Source organism: Leucobacter soli (assembly GCF_042659205.1).
GTDB classification, from domain to species: Bacteria; Actinomycetota; Actinomycetes; order Actinomycetales; family Microbacteriaceae; genus Leucobacter; species Leucobacter soli.
In genome coordinates this window covers 1-16,212 of record NZ_JBHSRW010000039.1, presented here as the reverse complement: position 1 = coordinate 16,212, position 16,212 = coordinate 1, and the positions used below count along the sequence as shown (strand labels likewise).

General features: G+C 65.7%; 15 protein-coding genes and 1 pseudogene. 5 read left to right on the top strand and 11 right to left on the bottom strand.

Annotation, left to right across the window (positions count from 1 at the left end; translation table 11 throughout):
- Positions 1-662, top strand: a 662-nt coding sequence (locus ACFPZL_RS04515) for an IS3 family transposase (protein ID WP_382334771.1), incomplete at its 5' end; no start/stop codon positions are given.
- 738 nt (positions 663-1,400) lie between these two features.
- Here ACFPZL_RS04515 and ACFPZL_RS04510 read toward each other — a convergent pair.
- The 5 genes from ACFPZL_RS04510 to ACFPZL_RS04490 all read right to left on the bottom strand — a co-directional run bounded on the left by ACFPZL_RS04510 (position 1,401) and on the right by ACFPZL_RS04490 (position 5,018).
- Positions 1,401-2,129 carry a VIT1/CCC1 transporter family protein gene (locus ACFPZL_RS04510; RefSeq protein ID WP_218116368.1) on the bottom strand — a complete coding sequence of 243 codons (729 nt, stop codon included), beginning with the start codon at positions 2,127-2,129 and terminating at the stop codon, positions 1,401-1,403.
- A gap of 24 nt (positions 2,130-2,153) precedes the next feature.
- The gene (locus tag ACFPZL_RS04505) at positions 2,154-4,121 is read right to left on the bottom strand and encodes a heavy metal translocating P-type ATPase (RefSeq protein WP_218116367.1); all 1,968 of its coding nucleotides are present in this window, start codon (positions 4,119-4,121) and stop codon (positions 2,154-2,156) included.
- Positions 4,122-4,206: 85 nt separating this feature from the next.
- Positions 4,207-4,395 carry a hypothetical protein gene (locus ACFPZL_RS04500; protein WP_017882809.1) on the bottom strand — a complete coding sequence of 63 codons (189 nt, stop codon included), beginning with the start codon at positions 4,393-4,395 and terminating at the stop codon, positions 4,207-4,209.
- Positions 4,396-4,641, bottom strand: coding sequence for a chromate transporter (locus ACFPZL_RS04495; RefSeq protein WP_306408052.1), 246 nt, complete (start codon positions 4,639-4,641; stop codon positions 4,396-4,398).
- Positions 4,638-5,018 (bottom strand): MerR family transcriptional regulator, encoded by a 381-nt coding sequence (locus tag ACFPZL_RS04490; RefSeq protein WP_017882810.1) that lies wholly within the window; start codon positions 5,016-5,018, stop codon positions 4,638-4,640. The genes ACFPZL_RS04495 and ACFPZL_RS04490 overlap by 4 nt, the downstream gene beginning before the upstream one ends.
- A 54-nt stretch (positions 5,019-5,072) precedes the next feature.
- Between ACFPZL_RS04490 and ACFPZL_RS04485 the strand changes: the two genes are divergently transcribed.
- Positions 5,073-6,599, top strand: a complete 1,527-nt coding sequence (locus ACFPZL_RS04485) for a SulP family inorganic anion transporter (RefSeq protein ID WP_218116366.1) — start codon at positions 5,073-5,075, stop codon at positions 6,597-6,599.
- 11 nt (positions 6,600-6,610) lie between these two features.
- On the opposite strand, the gene ACFPZL_RS04480 is transcribed toward ACFPZL_RS04485, so the two are convergent.
- Positions 6,611-8,011, bottom strand: coding sequence for a TrkH family potassium uptake protein (locus ACFPZL_RS04480; protein ID WP_218116365.1), 1,401 nt, complete (start codon positions 8,009-8,011; stop codon positions 6,611-6,613).
- 249 nt (positions 8,012-8,260) lie between these two features.
- Here ACFPZL_RS04480 and ACFPZL_RS04475 point away from each other — a divergent pair, with 249 nt between their 5' ends.
- Positions 8,261-8,749 (top strand): hypothetical protein, encoded by a 489-nt coding sequence (locus tag ACFPZL_RS04475; protein WP_218116364.1) that lies wholly within the window; start codon positions 8,261-8,263, stop codon positions 8,747-8,749.
- A 253-nt stretch (positions 8,750-9,002) separates the two neighbouring features.
- Positions 9,003-10,379: a Na+/H+ antiporter NhaA gene (nhaA, locus tag ACFPZL_RS04470; RefSeq protein WP_218116363.1), complete on the top strand. Its 1,377-nt coding sequence runs from the start codon at positions 9,003-9,005 to the stop codon at positions 10,377-10,379.
- On the opposite strand, the gene chrA is transcribed toward nhaA, so the two are convergent.
- The 5 genes from chrA to trxB are packed head-to-tail and all read right to left on the bottom strand — an operon-like array spanning position 10,351 to position 15,107.
- Positions 10,351-11,535 carry a chromate efflux transporter gene (chrA, locus tag ACFPZL_RS04465; protein WP_218116362.1) on the bottom strand — a complete coding sequence of 395 codons (1,185 nt, stop codon included), beginning with the start codon at positions 11,533-11,535 and terminating at the stop codon, positions 10,351-10,353. The two genes, nhaA and chrA, sit on opposite strands and share 29 nt — an antisense overlap.
- A 50-nt stretch (positions 11,536-11,585) precedes the next feature.
- Positions 11,586-11,993 (bottom strand): arsenate reductase ArsC, encoded by a 408-nt coding sequence (locus ACFPZL_RS04460; protein ID WP_218116361.1) that lies wholly within the window; start codon positions 11,991-11,993, stop codon positions 11,586-11,588.
- 20 nt (positions 11,994-12,013) lie between these two features.
- Entirely contained in the window at positions 12,014-13,030 is a 1,017-nt protein-coding gene (locus tag ACFPZL_RS04455; protein ID WP_218116360.1) for a metalloregulator ArsR/SmtB family transcription factor, read from the bottom strand.
- The gene (gene arsB, locus ACFPZL_RS04450; protein ID WP_218116359.1) at positions 13,027-14,124 is read right to left on the bottom strand and encodes an ACR3 family arsenite efflux transporter; all 1,098 of its coding nucleotides are present in this window, start codon (positions 14,122-14,124) and stop codon (positions 13,027-13,029) included. Before arsB ends, ACFPZL_RS04455 begins: the two co-directional genes overlap by 4 nt.
- Positions 14,121-15,107: a thioredoxin-disulfide reductase gene (gene trxB / locus ACFPZL_RS04445; RefSeq protein WP_218116358.1), complete on the bottom strand. Its 987-nt coding sequence runs from the start codon at positions 15,105-15,107 to the stop codon at positions 14,121-14,123. The genes arsB and trxB overlap by 4 nt, the downstream gene beginning before the upstream one ends.
- Before the next feature lie 144 nt (positions 15,108-15,251).
- Here trxB and mobF point away from each other — a divergent pair.
- Positions 15,252-16,139, top strand: a pseudogene (mobF, locus tag ACFPZL_RS04440) (MobF family relaxase); the annotation flags it as partial.
- Positions 16,140-16,212: the final 73 nt, after the last annotated feature.

Genomic DNA, 16,212 nt, shown 5'->3' with positions numbered 1-16,212 from the left:
GCCGGGATCAGACGGAACGCCTCATGAAACTCGCAGGGGTGCGCGGGGTCAGGAAATCGAAGCGGATATTCACTACTCGCCCTGACAAGGCGCTGGCATTGCCTGCTGATCTTGTGAACCGGAGATTCGTCGCCGACGAGCCGCGCAGGCTCTGGGTCTGTGATGTGACGTATGTGGCGACCTGGTCCGGGTTCGCGTATGTTGCGTTCGTGACGGACGTGTACTCGCGCAGGATCGTGGGCTGGAACGTGGCCTCGACTCTTAAATCGGAGATTCTGCCGATGCAAGCGCTCGATATGGCGGCATGGCAGGTTGGCGGCCGACTCGACGGGCTTATCCATCACGCGGACCACGGGTCGAACTACACTGCCATGGTCTATACCGATCGCATCCAAGAACTTGGTGCGGTTCCCTCGACCGGGACGGTCGGCGACAGTTTCGATAACGCGATGGCCGAGGCAGTAAACAACCTCTATAAGACCGAGCTGATCCGTCAGCAAGGGCCATGGCGGACGGTCGAGCAGGTCGAACTCGCGACCCTTGAATACGTGTGGTGGTGGAACCATGAGAGGCTGCACGGGGAGCTTGATATGCGCACCCCGGTCGAGGTCGAGCAGGCATACTACGCTGAGACCGAGACGCTTCTGTCACCGACGAGCTGACAGGAAAACCGGTCGGAACAAGAACCAGGCCAATTCAGTTCAACCGTTGCCTCCCACCTCGCGCCGGCTCAGACAATGCCCAGAGCCGGCGATCTCTCGCGGTTCGCTCGAACGGGCTATCACGCGTCTTGCAGATGCGGTTTCGCAAGCCTTGTTCACGTCAGGAGTCACGCCCGCGTCAATCCGCCGAAGTCTCAGGTCGGTCGACCTAGATATGACGGTGCGAGCCTGCTTCCCGAAGGCGACTGGAATGGGTGAGATACCGACGCACCTTCCCATATGACGGTGGCGATCATGGTGATGACCACTGGTGATGGGTGCCGCTATCTGTTCAACTCGGTCGTGACCTGCGATGGCGACCGCGATGTGGCCGCCGCGTCAACGAGGTGGTGCCGGGAATCTGGAACGCTCCTCTGACCAGATAGCGGGTTGCGCGAGGTTTCCCACCGCAACCCCCGACGCAACCCCCGGTTGAGACGCGAGAGGAGGCGGTCTCGATGCGCGTGACGAGCGCCGACGACGGCTACAGGAATCTACTGCACCCCGTGGGCGTGATGATGTTGACCGGAGCCTTTCGGTGCCGCCGCCCCACTACTTTCCCGAAGCCGGCCGCTTCCGCCCGCTGACTCGGCTCCGGCCCCACCCAACTTGATCGAGGCCGCTCATCGCGGGCGCGGAAAACCGAACGGCCTGTGAACGCTACCTTCACGGTCAGCTGGGTTCAGCGGTCGTCTCCGCTCAGCCAACAGCGACGCCGAAGAGCAGGCCGATGAGGTAAGTCGCAAGCATCGTCGCTGAGCCCATCACCACGTTCCGGAGGATGGCCCGGCCGCGCGGGGCCCCGCCGAGGGCGGCGCTGATCCAGCCGGTGAGGAACAAGCCGATCACCACTGCGACCGCGGCGATCCAGACGCGGTTCTCGCCGAATGGCAAAAGGATCATTACGAGCGGGATGAGCGCTCCCAGCGCGAACGAGACGAATGACGAGACAGCCGCCGCCCAGGGGCTGGTGAACTCTTCGGGGTCGATTCCGAGTTCAACCTCTGCATGGGCTGCAAGGGCGTCCTTCGCGGTGAGCTCGACCGCGACCTGATGCGCGAGGTCGTCCGAGAGCCCACGCTGACGGTAGAGGCCGGCGAGTTCTTCGAGTTCTTCCTGAGGTATGGTCTCGAGTTCCCATTTTTCCTTGGCGACCAGCGCCTTCTCGGTATCGCGCTGGGTACTCACCGAGACGTACTCGCCTCCGGCCATCGAGAATGCGCCAGCGACCACTGCGGCGATTCCTGCCGTGGCGATCGCGAGAACGTTGTTCGGGGTCGCCGCGGCGACACCGATCACGACGCCAGCGGTCGAGACGATGCCGTCGTTCGCTCCCAGTACCCCGGCGCGCAACCAGTTGAGTCGCTGGCCAGTGCCCCGGTCGTGAGGTTCGCCGGGATGGGCTTGGGGTACTGTTTTTCTAGCCATGGCTCGGTGCCTCCATAGTGATTCTCAGTGGGTTCGCTGGCTCTCTCGGCCTGTCAGCGGTGTGCGCTGTGCGCCGCCCGCGTTGGCTCGCGATGCCTTGAGTTTGCGCTCGGCGCGCGGACCGACGGCGCGCAGCGCGCCGAGGATTGCGACCAGGTCGACGACTTCTTGGAGCCAGGCCCCGATCAACGCTGGAAGGAACCCGAACGCTGCGACGAGCATGAGACCCACGCTGATGATGATGCCGAGCCAGATGCTCTGGAGAGCGATCCGCACCGTGTCCTTTCCCACACGTACCGCCAGGGGGAGGGAAGTGAGGGTGTCGTATCGGTTCACGATGTCGGCGGACTCGCTCGCGGCGGTCGCGCCGCGAGCTCCCATCGCGAAGCCGATATCGGCTGCGGCGAGTACGGGGGCGTCGTTGAGGCCGTCGCCGACCATGATGAGCGGTCTGGGCTGCACCGCGCTCACAATGCTCACCTTGTCGGAGGGCCGGCACTCGGCGTGCACCTCGTTGATCCCGAGACCCGCGGCGATCGGTTCGGCTGTGGCTGCCACGTCGCCGGTGACCATGAGCGTGCGCTCGGCCCCGAGTCGCTGCAACTCTCCGAGCGCCTGCGCAGCCTCGTCTCGTGTCTGGTCGCGCATCACGATCGCGCCCGCGAAGCGGTCGTCGAGGGCGACGTAGATTGCGAGTTCACCGGGCTCCAGCGGGGCGAGCGCGAGGGCCGGGGCGAACTCGCGGAGCCAGGAGGGCTTGCCCACCCGCACCGTCGTCGCCGCATCCTCCGCGTTGTCGGATGCGAACTCCGCGGCGACGCCGTTGGTGGCGATCTCCTCGGCTCCGAGCGCGTCCAGCAGCGGGTATCCGTGCTGCTTGGCCGCCACGACGACGGACTCTGCGAGTACGTGGGACGAGTACACCTCGGCCGATGCGGCGAACTGGAGCACGCTCATCTCGTCGAAGCCGGGCTCGGCAAGGATGCGTTCGAGCGCGGGCCGCCCGGTCGTGATGGTGCCGGTCTTGTCGAACGCGGCGGAGCGTACCCGCGAGAGCTGTTCGAGAGTGCCGCCGCCCTTCACGATGAGCCCGAAGCGCGCAGCTCGGCTCATGCCACCGAGGAACGCGACCGGTGCGGCGATCAGCAGCGGGCACGGGGTCGCGACCACCAGCACCTCGGCGAACCTGACCGCCTCTCCGCTGACCCCCCACGCTATGCCTGCGATGATGAGCGAGAGCACCGTGAACGGCACCGCATAACGGTCGGCGAGGCGCACCACCTTCGCCTTGCTCCCCGCAGCCTGCTCGACCAAGCGCACGATCTGCTGATACTCGCTGTCCGAGGCGAGCGCAACAGCCCGCATCGTGACCGCTGTCGCACCGTTCACCACTCCGCTGGAGACGCGCTCGCCCGCGACTCGCTCGACCGGCAGGCTCTCGCCCGTGAGCGAGGACTCGTCGAGCACGGCGTGCTCCGACACGAGCACCGCGTCCACGGGCACGAGCGCACCGGGCCGCACGAGCAGCAGATCGCCGACCTTGACGGCTTCGACCGGCACGTCCTCGGCGACCCTCTCGGCAGTCGGGCCGCCCGCCGGGGCGGCATCGCCCCGCAGCAACCGGGTCGCCTGCTGCGGGGCTTTGCGCAGCAGCGCGGTGAGCTCGCGCTTCGAGCGGTTCGCGGCGTAGTCTTCGAGCGCCGCGCCGCCGGTGAGCATCAGCACGACCACGAGCGCAGCCCACGGCTCGCCGACGGTCACCGCCGCCGCAATCGCGGTGACCGCGAGGATGTCGAGCCCGGCGTGGCCCTTGAGGAGCTGGCGGATCATGCCGACCGCCTCCCAGCCCGCGATTGCCAGCGCGTACGCGCCGACGAGCCATGGGGCGGTTTCGCGTGCAGGGGTCGCGAGCAGGATCAGGCCAATCGCCGCAACCAACAGGGTCACGAACACCAGCGGATACGCCCCGGTCGCGGCAGAAACTCGTCTCACGCTGCAAGCTTCCCAGATCGCGGGCGTCGGCGCATCGGGGGCGAGCCTTGCCTCAGCATGCTTCGGACTCGACCGCGGGCGTGGTTCAGAGCAGCAACGCCCCCAGTCCGGCAGCCCCCAGCACCACCGCCCACGCGGGCGCCCTCCACGCGGTCAGCGCGACGAACGCTATTACGGCGATCACGAGAGAGTGCAGTCCGGTGACGCCCTCGGTGAAGACCGGATCGTACAGGGCCGCCGCGAGTAAGCCAACGACACCCGCATTCACCCCCATCTAGGCTCGTTGCACGCGGGGGGCTCGGCGCAGCCGCTCCCAGAACGGCAACACACCGATGACGAGAAGCGCGGAGGGGAGGAACACCGCAATTAGAGCGATCGATGCTCCGAGCGCCCCCGAGGGGCCGCTCATCGTGACCGCGCCAAGGAAAGCGGAGAACGTGAACAAAGTGATAAATATGACTGTGAAATGTGGCGATGATCCGGATCGAGTAGCAAAGCGGTTGGGGTAACATTCGCTCATTCCGTTTCAATGGCAAGGAGACGGAGGAACTCGTCCGCCATCTCGAGTTGCTTTACGAGCTTTTCGCGTCGCTCCATCGCGTCTTGCCGGAAATCTTCTAGCGTGCGGCGTGCGTCCTCTTGGTCAGCGCCAGACGGCGAAGCGCTATCGATAGCGTGCAGTAGATCGCCCATCTGGTCGAGAGAGTAGCCGAGGGGCTTCATCCGGCGGATGAGCATCAGCCGGTCGTAGTCGCCCTCGGTATACAGCCGGAAGCCTCCCTCAGAACGTCCCGACGGTGCGAGGAGGCCGATCTCGTCATAGTGACGAATGGTGCGCAGGGACAGTTCTGTGCGTTGGGCGAGCTCGCCAATATGCATCATTCCCACATCGCTCATCCCGAAGTTATCCTCTTCTCGCTTCGCACCAAATCTCCCGTTACGTTAGGGTTGATGGGTGTGACCACTAGCACCACTGTAGAAGACCGCAAGCGGTATCGCCCTGAACCTTCCGTACGCACGGCGCTTAAGACCCCGCGCCTCCTCACCCGAGAAGCGCTTGCGGGGCTGGTGGTCGCGCTCGCGCTGATCCCGGAGGCGATCTCGTTCTCGATCATTGCGGGCGTTGACCCGAAGGTCGGGTTGTTCTCGTCGTTCATCATGGCGATCACGATCGCATTCGTGGGCGGTCGCCCCGCGATGATCACCGCAGCCACCGGTGCGATCGCACTGGTCATCGCACCGGTCGCCCGTGACCACGGGATGGACTACTTCATTGCAACCGTGCTCCTCGCCGGCCTCTTGCAGATCGTGCTGGCGGTGTTCGGTGTGGCGAAGCTGATGCGCTTCATCCCGCGCAGCGTCATGGTCGGGTTCGTCAACGCACTCGCGATCCTCATCTTCATGGCGCAGGTGCCCGAACTCCTCGGCGTGCCGTGGATGGTCTACCCGCTGATCGCTATCGGCTTGCTGATCATGGTCTTCATGCCGAAGATCACCAAGGTGGTCCCGGCCCCACTCGTGTCGATTATCGTCGTCACCGCGGCCGTGGTTGTTTTCGCGATTAACGTGCCAGCCGTCGGCGACAAGGGCGAACTGCCCCGCAGCCTGCCCGAACTATTCATCCCGAATGTGCCGCTCACCTTCGAGACGCTCACAATCATCGCCCCCTACGCCCTCGCCATGGCGCTGGTCGGGCTGATGGAGTCGCTCATGACGGCGAAGCTCGTCGATGATGTCACCGATACGCACTCGAACAAGACGCGCGAGTCCTGGGGGCAGGGCGTCGCGAACATCGCCTCAGGCATCTTTGGCGGGATGGGCGGGTGCGCGATGATCGGACAGACGATGATCAACGTGAAAGCGTCGGGTGCGCGCACGCGAATCTCCACTTTCCTCGCGGGCGTGTTCCTCCTCATCCTGATCGTTGCCCTCGGCGACATAGTGGCGATCATCCCGATGGCAGCTCTCGTGGCGGTGATGATCATGGTGTCCGTGGGCACCTTTGATTGGCATTCCATCAGGCCGTCTACGCTGAAGCGGATGCCGAAGAGCGAGACCACGGTCATGGTCGTGACGGTCGCGGTCGTCGTCGCGACCCATAACCTCGCGATCGGTGTGGTGGTCGGGGTGTTCGTCGCGTCGGTGATGTTCGTGCGCCGTGTCGCGCACTTCGTGACTGTCAAGCGTGAAGTGATGGAGCACTTCGGTGAGGAGCGCGCCTATTACACGGTCGTCGGTGAGTTGTTCTTCGCTTCGAGCAACGATCTGACCACCCAGTTCGAGTACGCTCAGGATCCCGGACAAGTGGTGGTCGATATGACGCAGTCGCATATCTGGGATGCGTCGACCGTGGCCGCGCTCGATGCGATCGTGACGAAGTACGAGCAGCATGGCAAGGCGGTCGAGCTGATCGGGATGAACGAGTATACGACTGCGTTCCACACGAGGCTTACCGGCGGGCTTGGCGCCGGGCACTGACCTCTGTCTGGTTATCCGATGATAGGTCGTTCGTCAGGAAGCCGGAAGAGCTCCTTGCGCTGTCGTACGGCGAGGGCGGACGCGAGTGCGATCGGGCCGACGCGTCCGACGAGCATGAGCGCAGAGAGCACATATTTCCCGAATGGGCCGACTTCCGCGGAGATCCCGACAGATAGACCGCAGGTCGCGAATGCGGAGATCGTCTCGAACAGGAGGCGATCGAGGGTGGCGTCGCTCACGGTAGTGAGCAGGGCGGTGGCGGTGAGCACGAGCGTGGCACCGAGGAACACGACGCTAATCGCGAGTCTGAGGGTGCTGTTCGGGATCCTGCGGCCTGCGGCGTTGGTGTGCTGAGTGCCTTTCGCTTCGGCCCAGATCGCGAGAAACAGTACGGCGAGGGTGGTGACCTTGATGCCGCCGGCGGTGGAGCCGGATCCGCCGCCGACGAACATGAGCGCGTCGCTGAGAAGCATCGTCGTCGCCGTCATCGATTCCGTGTCGACGACGGCGAAACCGCCCGAGCGCAGCATCGCTGACGCGAAGAGCGCGTTTCCGATCTTCGCCCACCAGGTCTCACCGCCGATCGTGGCCGGGTTCGCCCACTCGAATCCCGCCCAGGCGACCGTGCCGAGCACGAACAGCACGATGGTAGTGATGATGGTGAGCTTCGTGTGGAGCGTCCAACGCTTCCGCGTCCATTTCGCGCGGATGAGGTTCAGGATCACGGGAAATCCGAAGCTCCCGACGAACACGCCGATCGCGAGTGGGGATAAGATCCACGGGTTGTCGGCGAACTGGCCAATGCCTCCGACATGCGGCGTGAAGCCCGCGTTCGCGAACGCCGAGATCGCATAGAACACCCCATACCAGAGTCCCCACCCAAACGACCCTTCGGCGACGATGAAGGCGGGGACGAGGAATTGCATCAGCACGAACTCGATCGTGAACGTCGTGACCACCACCACCCGGAGGAGGCGCTTCACGTCCCCGAGCCCGGTGGTGCCGATGCTCGACTGCGCGAACACCCGCCCGCTGACTCCGAGTCTGCGGGTCACCATCCGTGCGAGGAGCAGCGCGATCGTGACGACCCCAAGCGCACCGGTCTGGATCGCGGCCAAGATCACGACCTGCCCGAACATCGACCAGTGCTCGCCCGTGTCCACGGTCGTGAGCCCCGTAACGGTCACCGCCGACACCGCCGTGAACAATGCATCGGGGAGCGCGGTGACCGTGCCGGTGCGCGATGCGATCGGCAGCATGAGCAGCGCCGTGAACAGCAGCACCGCGGCGGCGAACACGAGGATCGCGATGCGCGCCGGCGAGTGCCCGGCGAGATAGCGGGTGCGGGCAGTGGCGCGGTGGGCAAGGTCGCGCACGCGCGCTATCGCGATGTTCCCGGTGCGCGTATCCATAGGGCTGTCCTCAGTATTCATGAACACCACCCGGACGGGCGGTGTGCCGACCAGACTTCCCGGCGCACCGCACTCGACTTTACTCCGCACGACAAAATCCGTCGAAGATTCCTTCTACGGCAGTGCTTGCGCACGGAGCGCGGAGAGGGCGTAGAGTGGGAGACCGCTGCGCGGCACTGCTGCATCCAGCGGATGGTGTGCCGGGAAGTCTGGTCGGCGAAACAATCCCGACCCTCTGAGGAGACTTCCGTGCCCATCTCATTCCTGGTTCATGGCGACCCGTTGCCGCAAGCGTCGTACGCCGATGAAGATCTGGATTGCACGCAGCCGCGAGGGATGCTCTGGGGCGTAGACCTGCGGGGCTGTGCGACGCGCAAAGCTGGACGTGCCCGCTGGCACGACGCCATCCAGGATCTGAAACACGAACTCGATACGCATCCTGCGATCCGGCGGGTCTGCATCGCCTGCCTTCGACCGACCGGGTTCCCGCAATCACTGCTCGTGACAATGCCCACGGGCCTCGCCTCGCGGCTGCATAACGATGTGGAACGTGACCGTGCCCGATACCTGCAAGTGCTCGTGCTCGACCTCACCGACTGCGCTGACCCGGCGCTGCTGCATGATCGTCTCGATGAGGCCCTTGGTTCGGGACACGGCTCCTGGACTGACGTCACGCTCACCTGGCGCGATATCGAAGAGTGCGGATTCACCGAAGCCTGGGCAAGGGGGGCACTGTGACCCGTCTAAGGGCGCTGATACCCTTGAAAGTGATGACGCATCACCGGTTCCACGCGGCTTTCATGCCGGCGGGCTGGGTGCTGCCTCATCCCGGTACGAACGGGTACATCTCCTCCTGGGGTGCGATGCTTTCCGGCACCACACCCACGACGCCTGCAGCCTGATCCAGAATCGTTCCCCTCGTCCCCACGCGGCGCAGGGGCCTGATTCGAGCCGATTCCTCTCAGCCTGCACGCCCACCCCAGGAGATGACTTGAACGCCGCCCAAACACCACCCGATCGGACCTTCCCTCGCTATGGGACGTTCGACGAGGCGACGCGCATCGGCGCGCTGCTGCGCAAAGAAGCTGTCGGCGGCATGCTGCTCGTCGGCGCCGCCCTCATCGCGATCATCTGGGCGAACACGCCCGCCGCAGACGCGTACTTCACTCTGCGGGATTTCAAGGTCGGCTACGAGCCATGGCACCTGAACCTCAGCCTCGGGGCGTGGGCTGCCGACGGGCTCCTCGCGATCTTCTTCTTCCTGGTCGGCCTCGAACTGAAACGCGAGTTCGTCGCCGGCGATCTCAGGAAGTTCCGCACCGCGATCGTCCCGATCGCGGCCGCCGCAGGCGGCGTGGCCGTCCCCGCGCTCATCTACGCGGCGATCGTCTTGCCGCAGCCAGGGCTCCGTGCAGGATGGGCGATCCCGACTGCCACGGATATCGCGTTCGCTGTTGCCGTCCTTGCGATCATCGGCTCCCACCTGCCCCCAGCGTTGCGGATCTTCCTCCTCACCCTCGCCGTCGTCGACGACCTGATCGCGATCAGCATCATCGCCGTGTTCTACACCGACCACATCGAGTTGTCCCCGCTGCTGTTGGCGTTCGCAGTCATCGCGGTCTACGGGTTCATCGCGCAACGCTACCGGGCCTTCTTCGGACTGCACCCGTTCGCGGCCTGGCTGATCCTGCTCCCCATCGGAGTCGTCGCGTGGGTGCTGATGCACGCCTCCGGGGTCCACGCCACCATCGCGGGCGTGCTGCTCGGATTCACGATCCCCGTGCTCCACCGCCGCGCAGACCGTGAAACTGCCAGCGGCCGTCCAGGGCTCGCGGAGGAGTTCGAGCACCGCTTCCGCCCGCTCTCGGCGGGGATCGCGGTGCCCGTTTTCGCGTTCTTCGCCGCCGGCGTCTCCGTCGGCGGGCCCGAGGGAATCCGTGACGCGCTGACGAACCCCCTGACCTTCGCAATCGTGGCCGCCCTCGTCCTTGGGAAGCCGCTCGGCATCGTGACGACGACGTGGCTCACCACGAGGGCGCTTCGCACGAAACTCGACCCGGAACTTCGGTGGATCGACATGATCGGAGTCGGGCTCCTCGCAGGCATCGGGTTCACCGTGTCACTGCTCGTCGCCGAACTCAGCTTCCCGCCCGGATCCGCCGAGCAGGATACTGCCAAAGTTGCGATCCTTGCCGCATCCGTGATTGCCGCGGGAGTCGCGGCAATCCTGCTTGGCACCCGTAACCGCCGGTACCGGCGCATCGCGCTGCGCGATGCGGTCGACGAGGATGCAGACGGCATCCCCGACGTCTACCAGCAGAGACAAGATCCCGACTGGTTCAAGCCCAGGCCAGGCTCACGCCCGTAGCGGCGACGACCACCCCCGCTACTGCGCCCAAGAGGACTGCGACCCACGCGGGGAGCTTCCACACGGTGAGGAGCAGGAAGCATGCTGCGGCGATACCGAGGGACGCGACCCCGGTGACCCCGGAAGTGATCACCGGGGTCCACAGCGCCGCGGCGAGGATCCCGACGACGGCCGCGTTCGCGCCCGCGAGCGCCGATCGGACGCTCGGGTTCTGGCACACACGATCCCAGAACGGCAGGGCCGCGACCAGCAGGAGAAGACCTGGCACGAAGACGGCGACCAGCGCGAGCAACGCCGCGACGGGGGCGAGCGGGCCGGAAACCATGTCAAAGCCGAGGTAGGCGGCGAAGGTGAAGAGCGGGCCGGGAACGGCTTGGGCTGCCCCGTAGCCGGCGAGGAACTGTTCGAGAACAATCGAACTGGCAATGGCGGGTTCGGCCTGCAGCAACGGCAGCACGACGTGCCCGCCACCGAACACGAACGCCCCGGCACGGGTGAATGCGTCCGCGATCCCGACCCAGGCGTTCTGGGTGAGGGCAGCGAGCACCGGCAGACATGCCAGCAGGCAGCCGAAGACGGCCAGCGCCGTGATCCCGGTTTTGCGGGAGACGCCCACCGCCAGAGGCTCCGCCCGAGACACGGCCGCACCGCGGCACCAAAGCACCCCGGCGACGAGACCGGTGAGGATCGCCGCGATCTGCCCGAGGCTGCCAGGGAGCAGCAACGCCAAGCCTGCGGCGGCAAGACCGATCAGGATGCGCCGCAGATCCGGCGTCAGCGTGCGCGCCATTCCGATGACTGCGTGTGCGACAACCGCGACCGCCACGGCTTTGAGCCCCAGGATCAGGCCGTGCCCGATGACGCCTTCGAGCCCGACGGCGCCGATAGCGAAGAGCACGAGCAGCAGCGCCGAGGGCAGCGTGAACGCTACCCATGCCGCTACCGCGCCGCGGAAGCCGGCGCGGATCAGGCCGAGCGCGAACCCGACCTGGCTCGACGCCGGGCCGGGGAGGAACTGGCACAGCGCGACGAGCTCGGCGTACTGTGGCTCGCTTACCCATTTGCGGCGGACGACGAGCTCCTCGCGGAAGTAGCCGAGGTGCGCGATTGGCCCACCGAACGACGTGACGCCGAGCTTCAGAAACGCACGGAACACCTCCGCGACGCTCCCGGGCGGCCTCGTAGGCGCCGCGGACGCATCTCGGGTCACGGTTCGAGGAGTTCTGCGATCAGCGTCTCGACCCGCGACCTGATTTCGTCGCGGATCGGCCGCACCGCTTCGATACCCTGGCCGGCGGGGTCGTCGAGTTTCCAGTCCTCGTATCGTTTGCCGGGAAAGAACGGGCAGGCGTCGCCGCAGCCCATCGTGATCACCACGTCCGAAGCTTGCACCGCCTCGGTGCTCAGCACCTTGGGGCGCTCGGCGGTGATATCGATGCCCATCTCTTTCATGGCTGCGACAGCGATGGGGTTGATCTTGTCGGCGGGCATCGACCCGGCAGAACGCACCTCGATGCGGCCTGCCGCGAGGTGGCGGAGGAAGCCGGCGGCCATCTGTGAGCGTCCGGCATTGTGGACGCACACGAACAGCACGGAGGGTTTCTGATCGGTCATATTCAGTTCGCTGCTTTCAGTCAGGTGAGAGTGGTGAGCAGGGTGTGCACGCGGCGCTCGATGTCGTCGCGGATCGCGTCGATGCCCTCCGGGGAGGCGAGTGCGGGGTCTCCGACGGCCCAGTCCTCGTAGCGGACGCCAGGAATGATCGGGCAGACGTCGCCGCATCCCATCGTCACGACGACGTCGGCGGCACGCACGGCGTCGTCGGTGAGCGGCTTCGGGAACGCAGCTACCGCGTCGTGTTCGCCCTCGATCTGAGTGAGCAGCGAACGGACGCGCGGGTGCACATCCGTTGCGGGTGCAGAGCCCGCGGAGCGGGCGACCACGCGACCGTGCGCGAGCTGATTCACGATCGCGGCGGCGAGCTGCGACCGCCCCGCGTTCTGCACGCACACGAACAGCACCTGCGGCACCCCGGACGACCTGTCGCGGGCGAGATCGGTGAGGCGCTGTCGGGCGAAGCGCTCGGTCAGCGGGATCAGGTGACGGGTAACCTTCGCGGATCGCACGAGGCCCGCATAGGACTCGCGGACGATCGCGACCACCAGATCCCGGCTCAGCCCGGTCAGTTCGTCCGCGAGCTCCTCACCTAGGCGCGTTACTCGCCCATCCATGTCGCGCAGGGCTTCCGCACGAACCAGAGCATCCTCTGTGCCGTCGGCGCTCCCGTGGTCGCCTGTGATCGCGACGGGGGCGAAAGCGTCGAGGAGCGCCGCGACGGCCTGCTGCCTGCCGGCCGCGATCCGGTACCACACCCAGGTCCCGCGCCGATCGGACTGCAGCATCCCCGTGTCCTTGAGCACTTTCAAGTGGTGGGAGACGGTTGGCTGGGACACCTCGGCGAGTTCTGCGAGGTCGCAGACGCAGGACTCGCCTCGCGGGTCGGTCGTGATCGCCGACAGCATCCGCAGGCGCAGCGGATCCGCGAGCGCCTTCAGCGCACCAGCCACGGTGACGGCCGCATCTGCACCGATCGCGTACGTCACCGACGGCGCGCAGGAGTCGGCTACCGGAAGGGAAGTTGTGTCAGTCATGAGGCCCTCGATTCAAGTGCGCGTGTGGTGTAGGGGTCGATACGGAACCAGGCTCGAGCGGCCCACAGCGAGACGTAGACGAGGGCGACGAGCACGGGCACCTCGATGAGCGGCCCAACCACACCGGCGAGCGCTTGCCCGGAGGTGGCGCCGAAGGTGCCGATGGCCACCGCGATCGCCAGCTCGAAGTTATTGCCGGCGGCGGTGAACGCCAGGGTCGTCGACCTGGCATAGCTCAGGCTGAGCACCTTGCCCAGGAGGAGCCCTGCGAACCACATGAGGGCGAAGTAGACCAGCAGCGGCACAGCGATGCGGGCTACCGCGAGCGGGTTCGACGTGACCGCTTCTCCTTGCAGCGCGAACAGCAGCACGATCGTGAACAGCAGCCCATACAGCGCCCACGGCCCAACAGTCGGGAGGAACTTCTCCTCGTACCAGGCCCGACCGTGGCGCTGCTCGCCGATCCAGCGGGACGCGAAACCCGCGAGGAGTGGGATCCCGAGGAACACCAGCACATTCACCGCGATCTGCCACACCGAGATATCGAGGCCCTGGGCGTCGAGGCCAAGCCAAGCCGGGAGCATGGTGAGGTAGAACCATCCGAGCACGGAGAACATTACGACCTGGAACACGGAGTTGATCGCGACGAGCACCGCGGTGGCCTCACGATCCCCGCAGGCGAGATCATTCCAGATCACCACCATCGCGATACACCGCGCCAGCCCCACGATGATCAGACCGGTCCGGTACTCGGGAAGATCCGGCAGGAAGATCCAAGCGAGCGCGAACATCACCGCCGGCCCGACGACCCAGTTCAGCACCAGGGAGGAAACGAGGAGCTTCTTGTCTCCAGTGACGGCGGCGACCTTGTCGTAGCGCACTTTGGCGAGCACCGGGTACATCATCACCAGCAACCCGATCCCGATCGGCACGGAGATGCCGCCTACCTCCAGCCGAGCCAGCAGGCCCGAGAGCGCAGGTACGAAACGGCCCAGCGCCAGCCCCGCGACCATCGCGAGCCCGATCCACACCGGCAACCACTTGTCGAGAGTGGAAAGCCGCTTCGGAGTGACGCGCGGCGTCACGGCGGTCACGCGGGCACCTCGAGGATCGAGCCTGCGACTTCGACTACAGGTGCAACCGGGACGAGGCTCGAGAGGTAGTGCTGCGCATCCTGGGCAGCGGCGCAACCTGTGCCTGCAGCGGTGATCGCTTGCCGATAGGTGTGATCGACCAGATCACCGGCGGCAAACACGCCCGGAAGATTCGTTCGAGTCGAGGGATGGGCGACGGCCACATACCCAGTGCTGTCAGTCGTGACCTGTCCGATCACCAGCTCCGACCGCGGGTCATGACCGATCGCCACGAACACTCCCGCCACGTCCAAGACCCGCTCCGCACCCGTCACCGTGTTGCGCAGACGTAGCCCGGTCACCTGATCGTCGCCGAGAATCTCGGCGACTTCGCTATTCCATTCGACCTCGATCTTGGGGTGGTCGAGCACCCGCTGCGCCATGATCTTCGAGGCACGGAACTCGTCCCTCCGGTGTACGATCGTCACGTTCGACGCGAACCTCGTCAAGAACAACGCCTCCTCCATGGCGGAGTCCCCGCCTCCAACCACCGCGATCTCGCGGTCCCGGAAGAAGAACCCGTCGCACGTCGCACACCACGACACCCCATGCCCAGACAAGCGAGCCTCCTCGGGGAGGCCGAGCTTCCGGTACGCCGAACCCATCGCGATGATCACCGCCTTGGCCCGATACGTGCTACCGCCTCCGGTTGCGACGGTCTTCCACTCGTTCGCGAGATCGACCCTGGTCGCGTCGTCGTACACAATCCGCGCTCCGAACCGTTCGGCTTGCGCACGCATCGTCGCCATCAACTCCGGGCCCTGCACTACGTTGATGAAGCCCGGAAAGTTCTCCACTTCCGTGGTCGTCATGAGAGCACCTCCCGCCGACACCGATCCCGCAATCACCACCGGGGCGAGCCCCGCACGAGCGGCGTACAGCGCCGCAGTGTATCCGGCAGGGCCTGAACCGACGATGAGCAGCTCAACTTCTTGAATCGACATATTTCTATATTGATGGTTATCGAAACATCTGGCAAGGTGCGGGCCCTCACTTCACCAAGAGTTCATCTCTCGACCACCTAGTTTCTCCGACGGCCGCCAGCGGCGGGCTATCTCCTCGGGGAGACGGAACCCTACCTAATAGAGATGACGGTCTCGATGCGGGTGATGAGCGCCGGCGACGGCTACAAGTACCTCTTGCGCTCCGTCGTCACCGGCGACGGCGACCGCTCCTTGTCCACGCCGCTCACGCGCTACTACGCCGAGGCCGGGAACCCGCCTGGCAGGTGGCTCGGCACCGGAATCGCGCAGTTCGCCGGCGGTCAGATCACGACCGGCGATGAAGTGTCGGAGGAGCAACTGCAGCTGCTCATCGGCATGGGCCGCGATCCTGTAACCGGTGACCCGCTCGGGCACGCCTACCCGGTCTATTCGACCCCGGCAGAGCGCATCGAAGCCCGTGTCGAAGCACTCGACCCCGAGCTCGGCCCAGCCTCCCGTGCGGAGGCCGTCGCGCAGATCGAGGACGAGGAGCGCAAGCGCGGTACCCGGAAGGCAGTAGCGGGGTACGACTACACGTTCTCGCTGCCGAAGTCGGCGTCGGTGCTGTGGTCGGTCGCCGACGCGGGCACGCAGGCGCTGATCGCCGACGCGCACCATGCGGCGATCGCTGAAGTGATCGACTTCATGGAACGAGAGGTCGCAGCCACCCGTGTCGGCATGACCGGCGCGGACGGTGGAGCGGTCGCCCAGGTCGATACCTTCGGGCTCGCCGCGACGACCTACGACCACTACGACTCCCGCAGCTCCGACCCGCACCTGCACACCCACGTCGTGGTCTCGAACAAAGTGAAGACCGTGCTCGACGGGCGGTGGCGGTCGCTCGACGGCCGCCCTATGCACGCCGCGACGGTCGCGCTCTCCGAACTGCACGAGGCGATCATCGCCGACCACCTCACCCGGCTCCTCGGCATCTCATGGGAAGCGCGGGAGCGTGGCCGTGACCGGAACCCCGCATGGGCGATCACGACTGTCAAGTGTCGAGTTTCGTAGAGAGTGCTTTAGTTGGTTTTGGACAGGGCAAGTGAGGGCTGACGGGTCGCCCAGT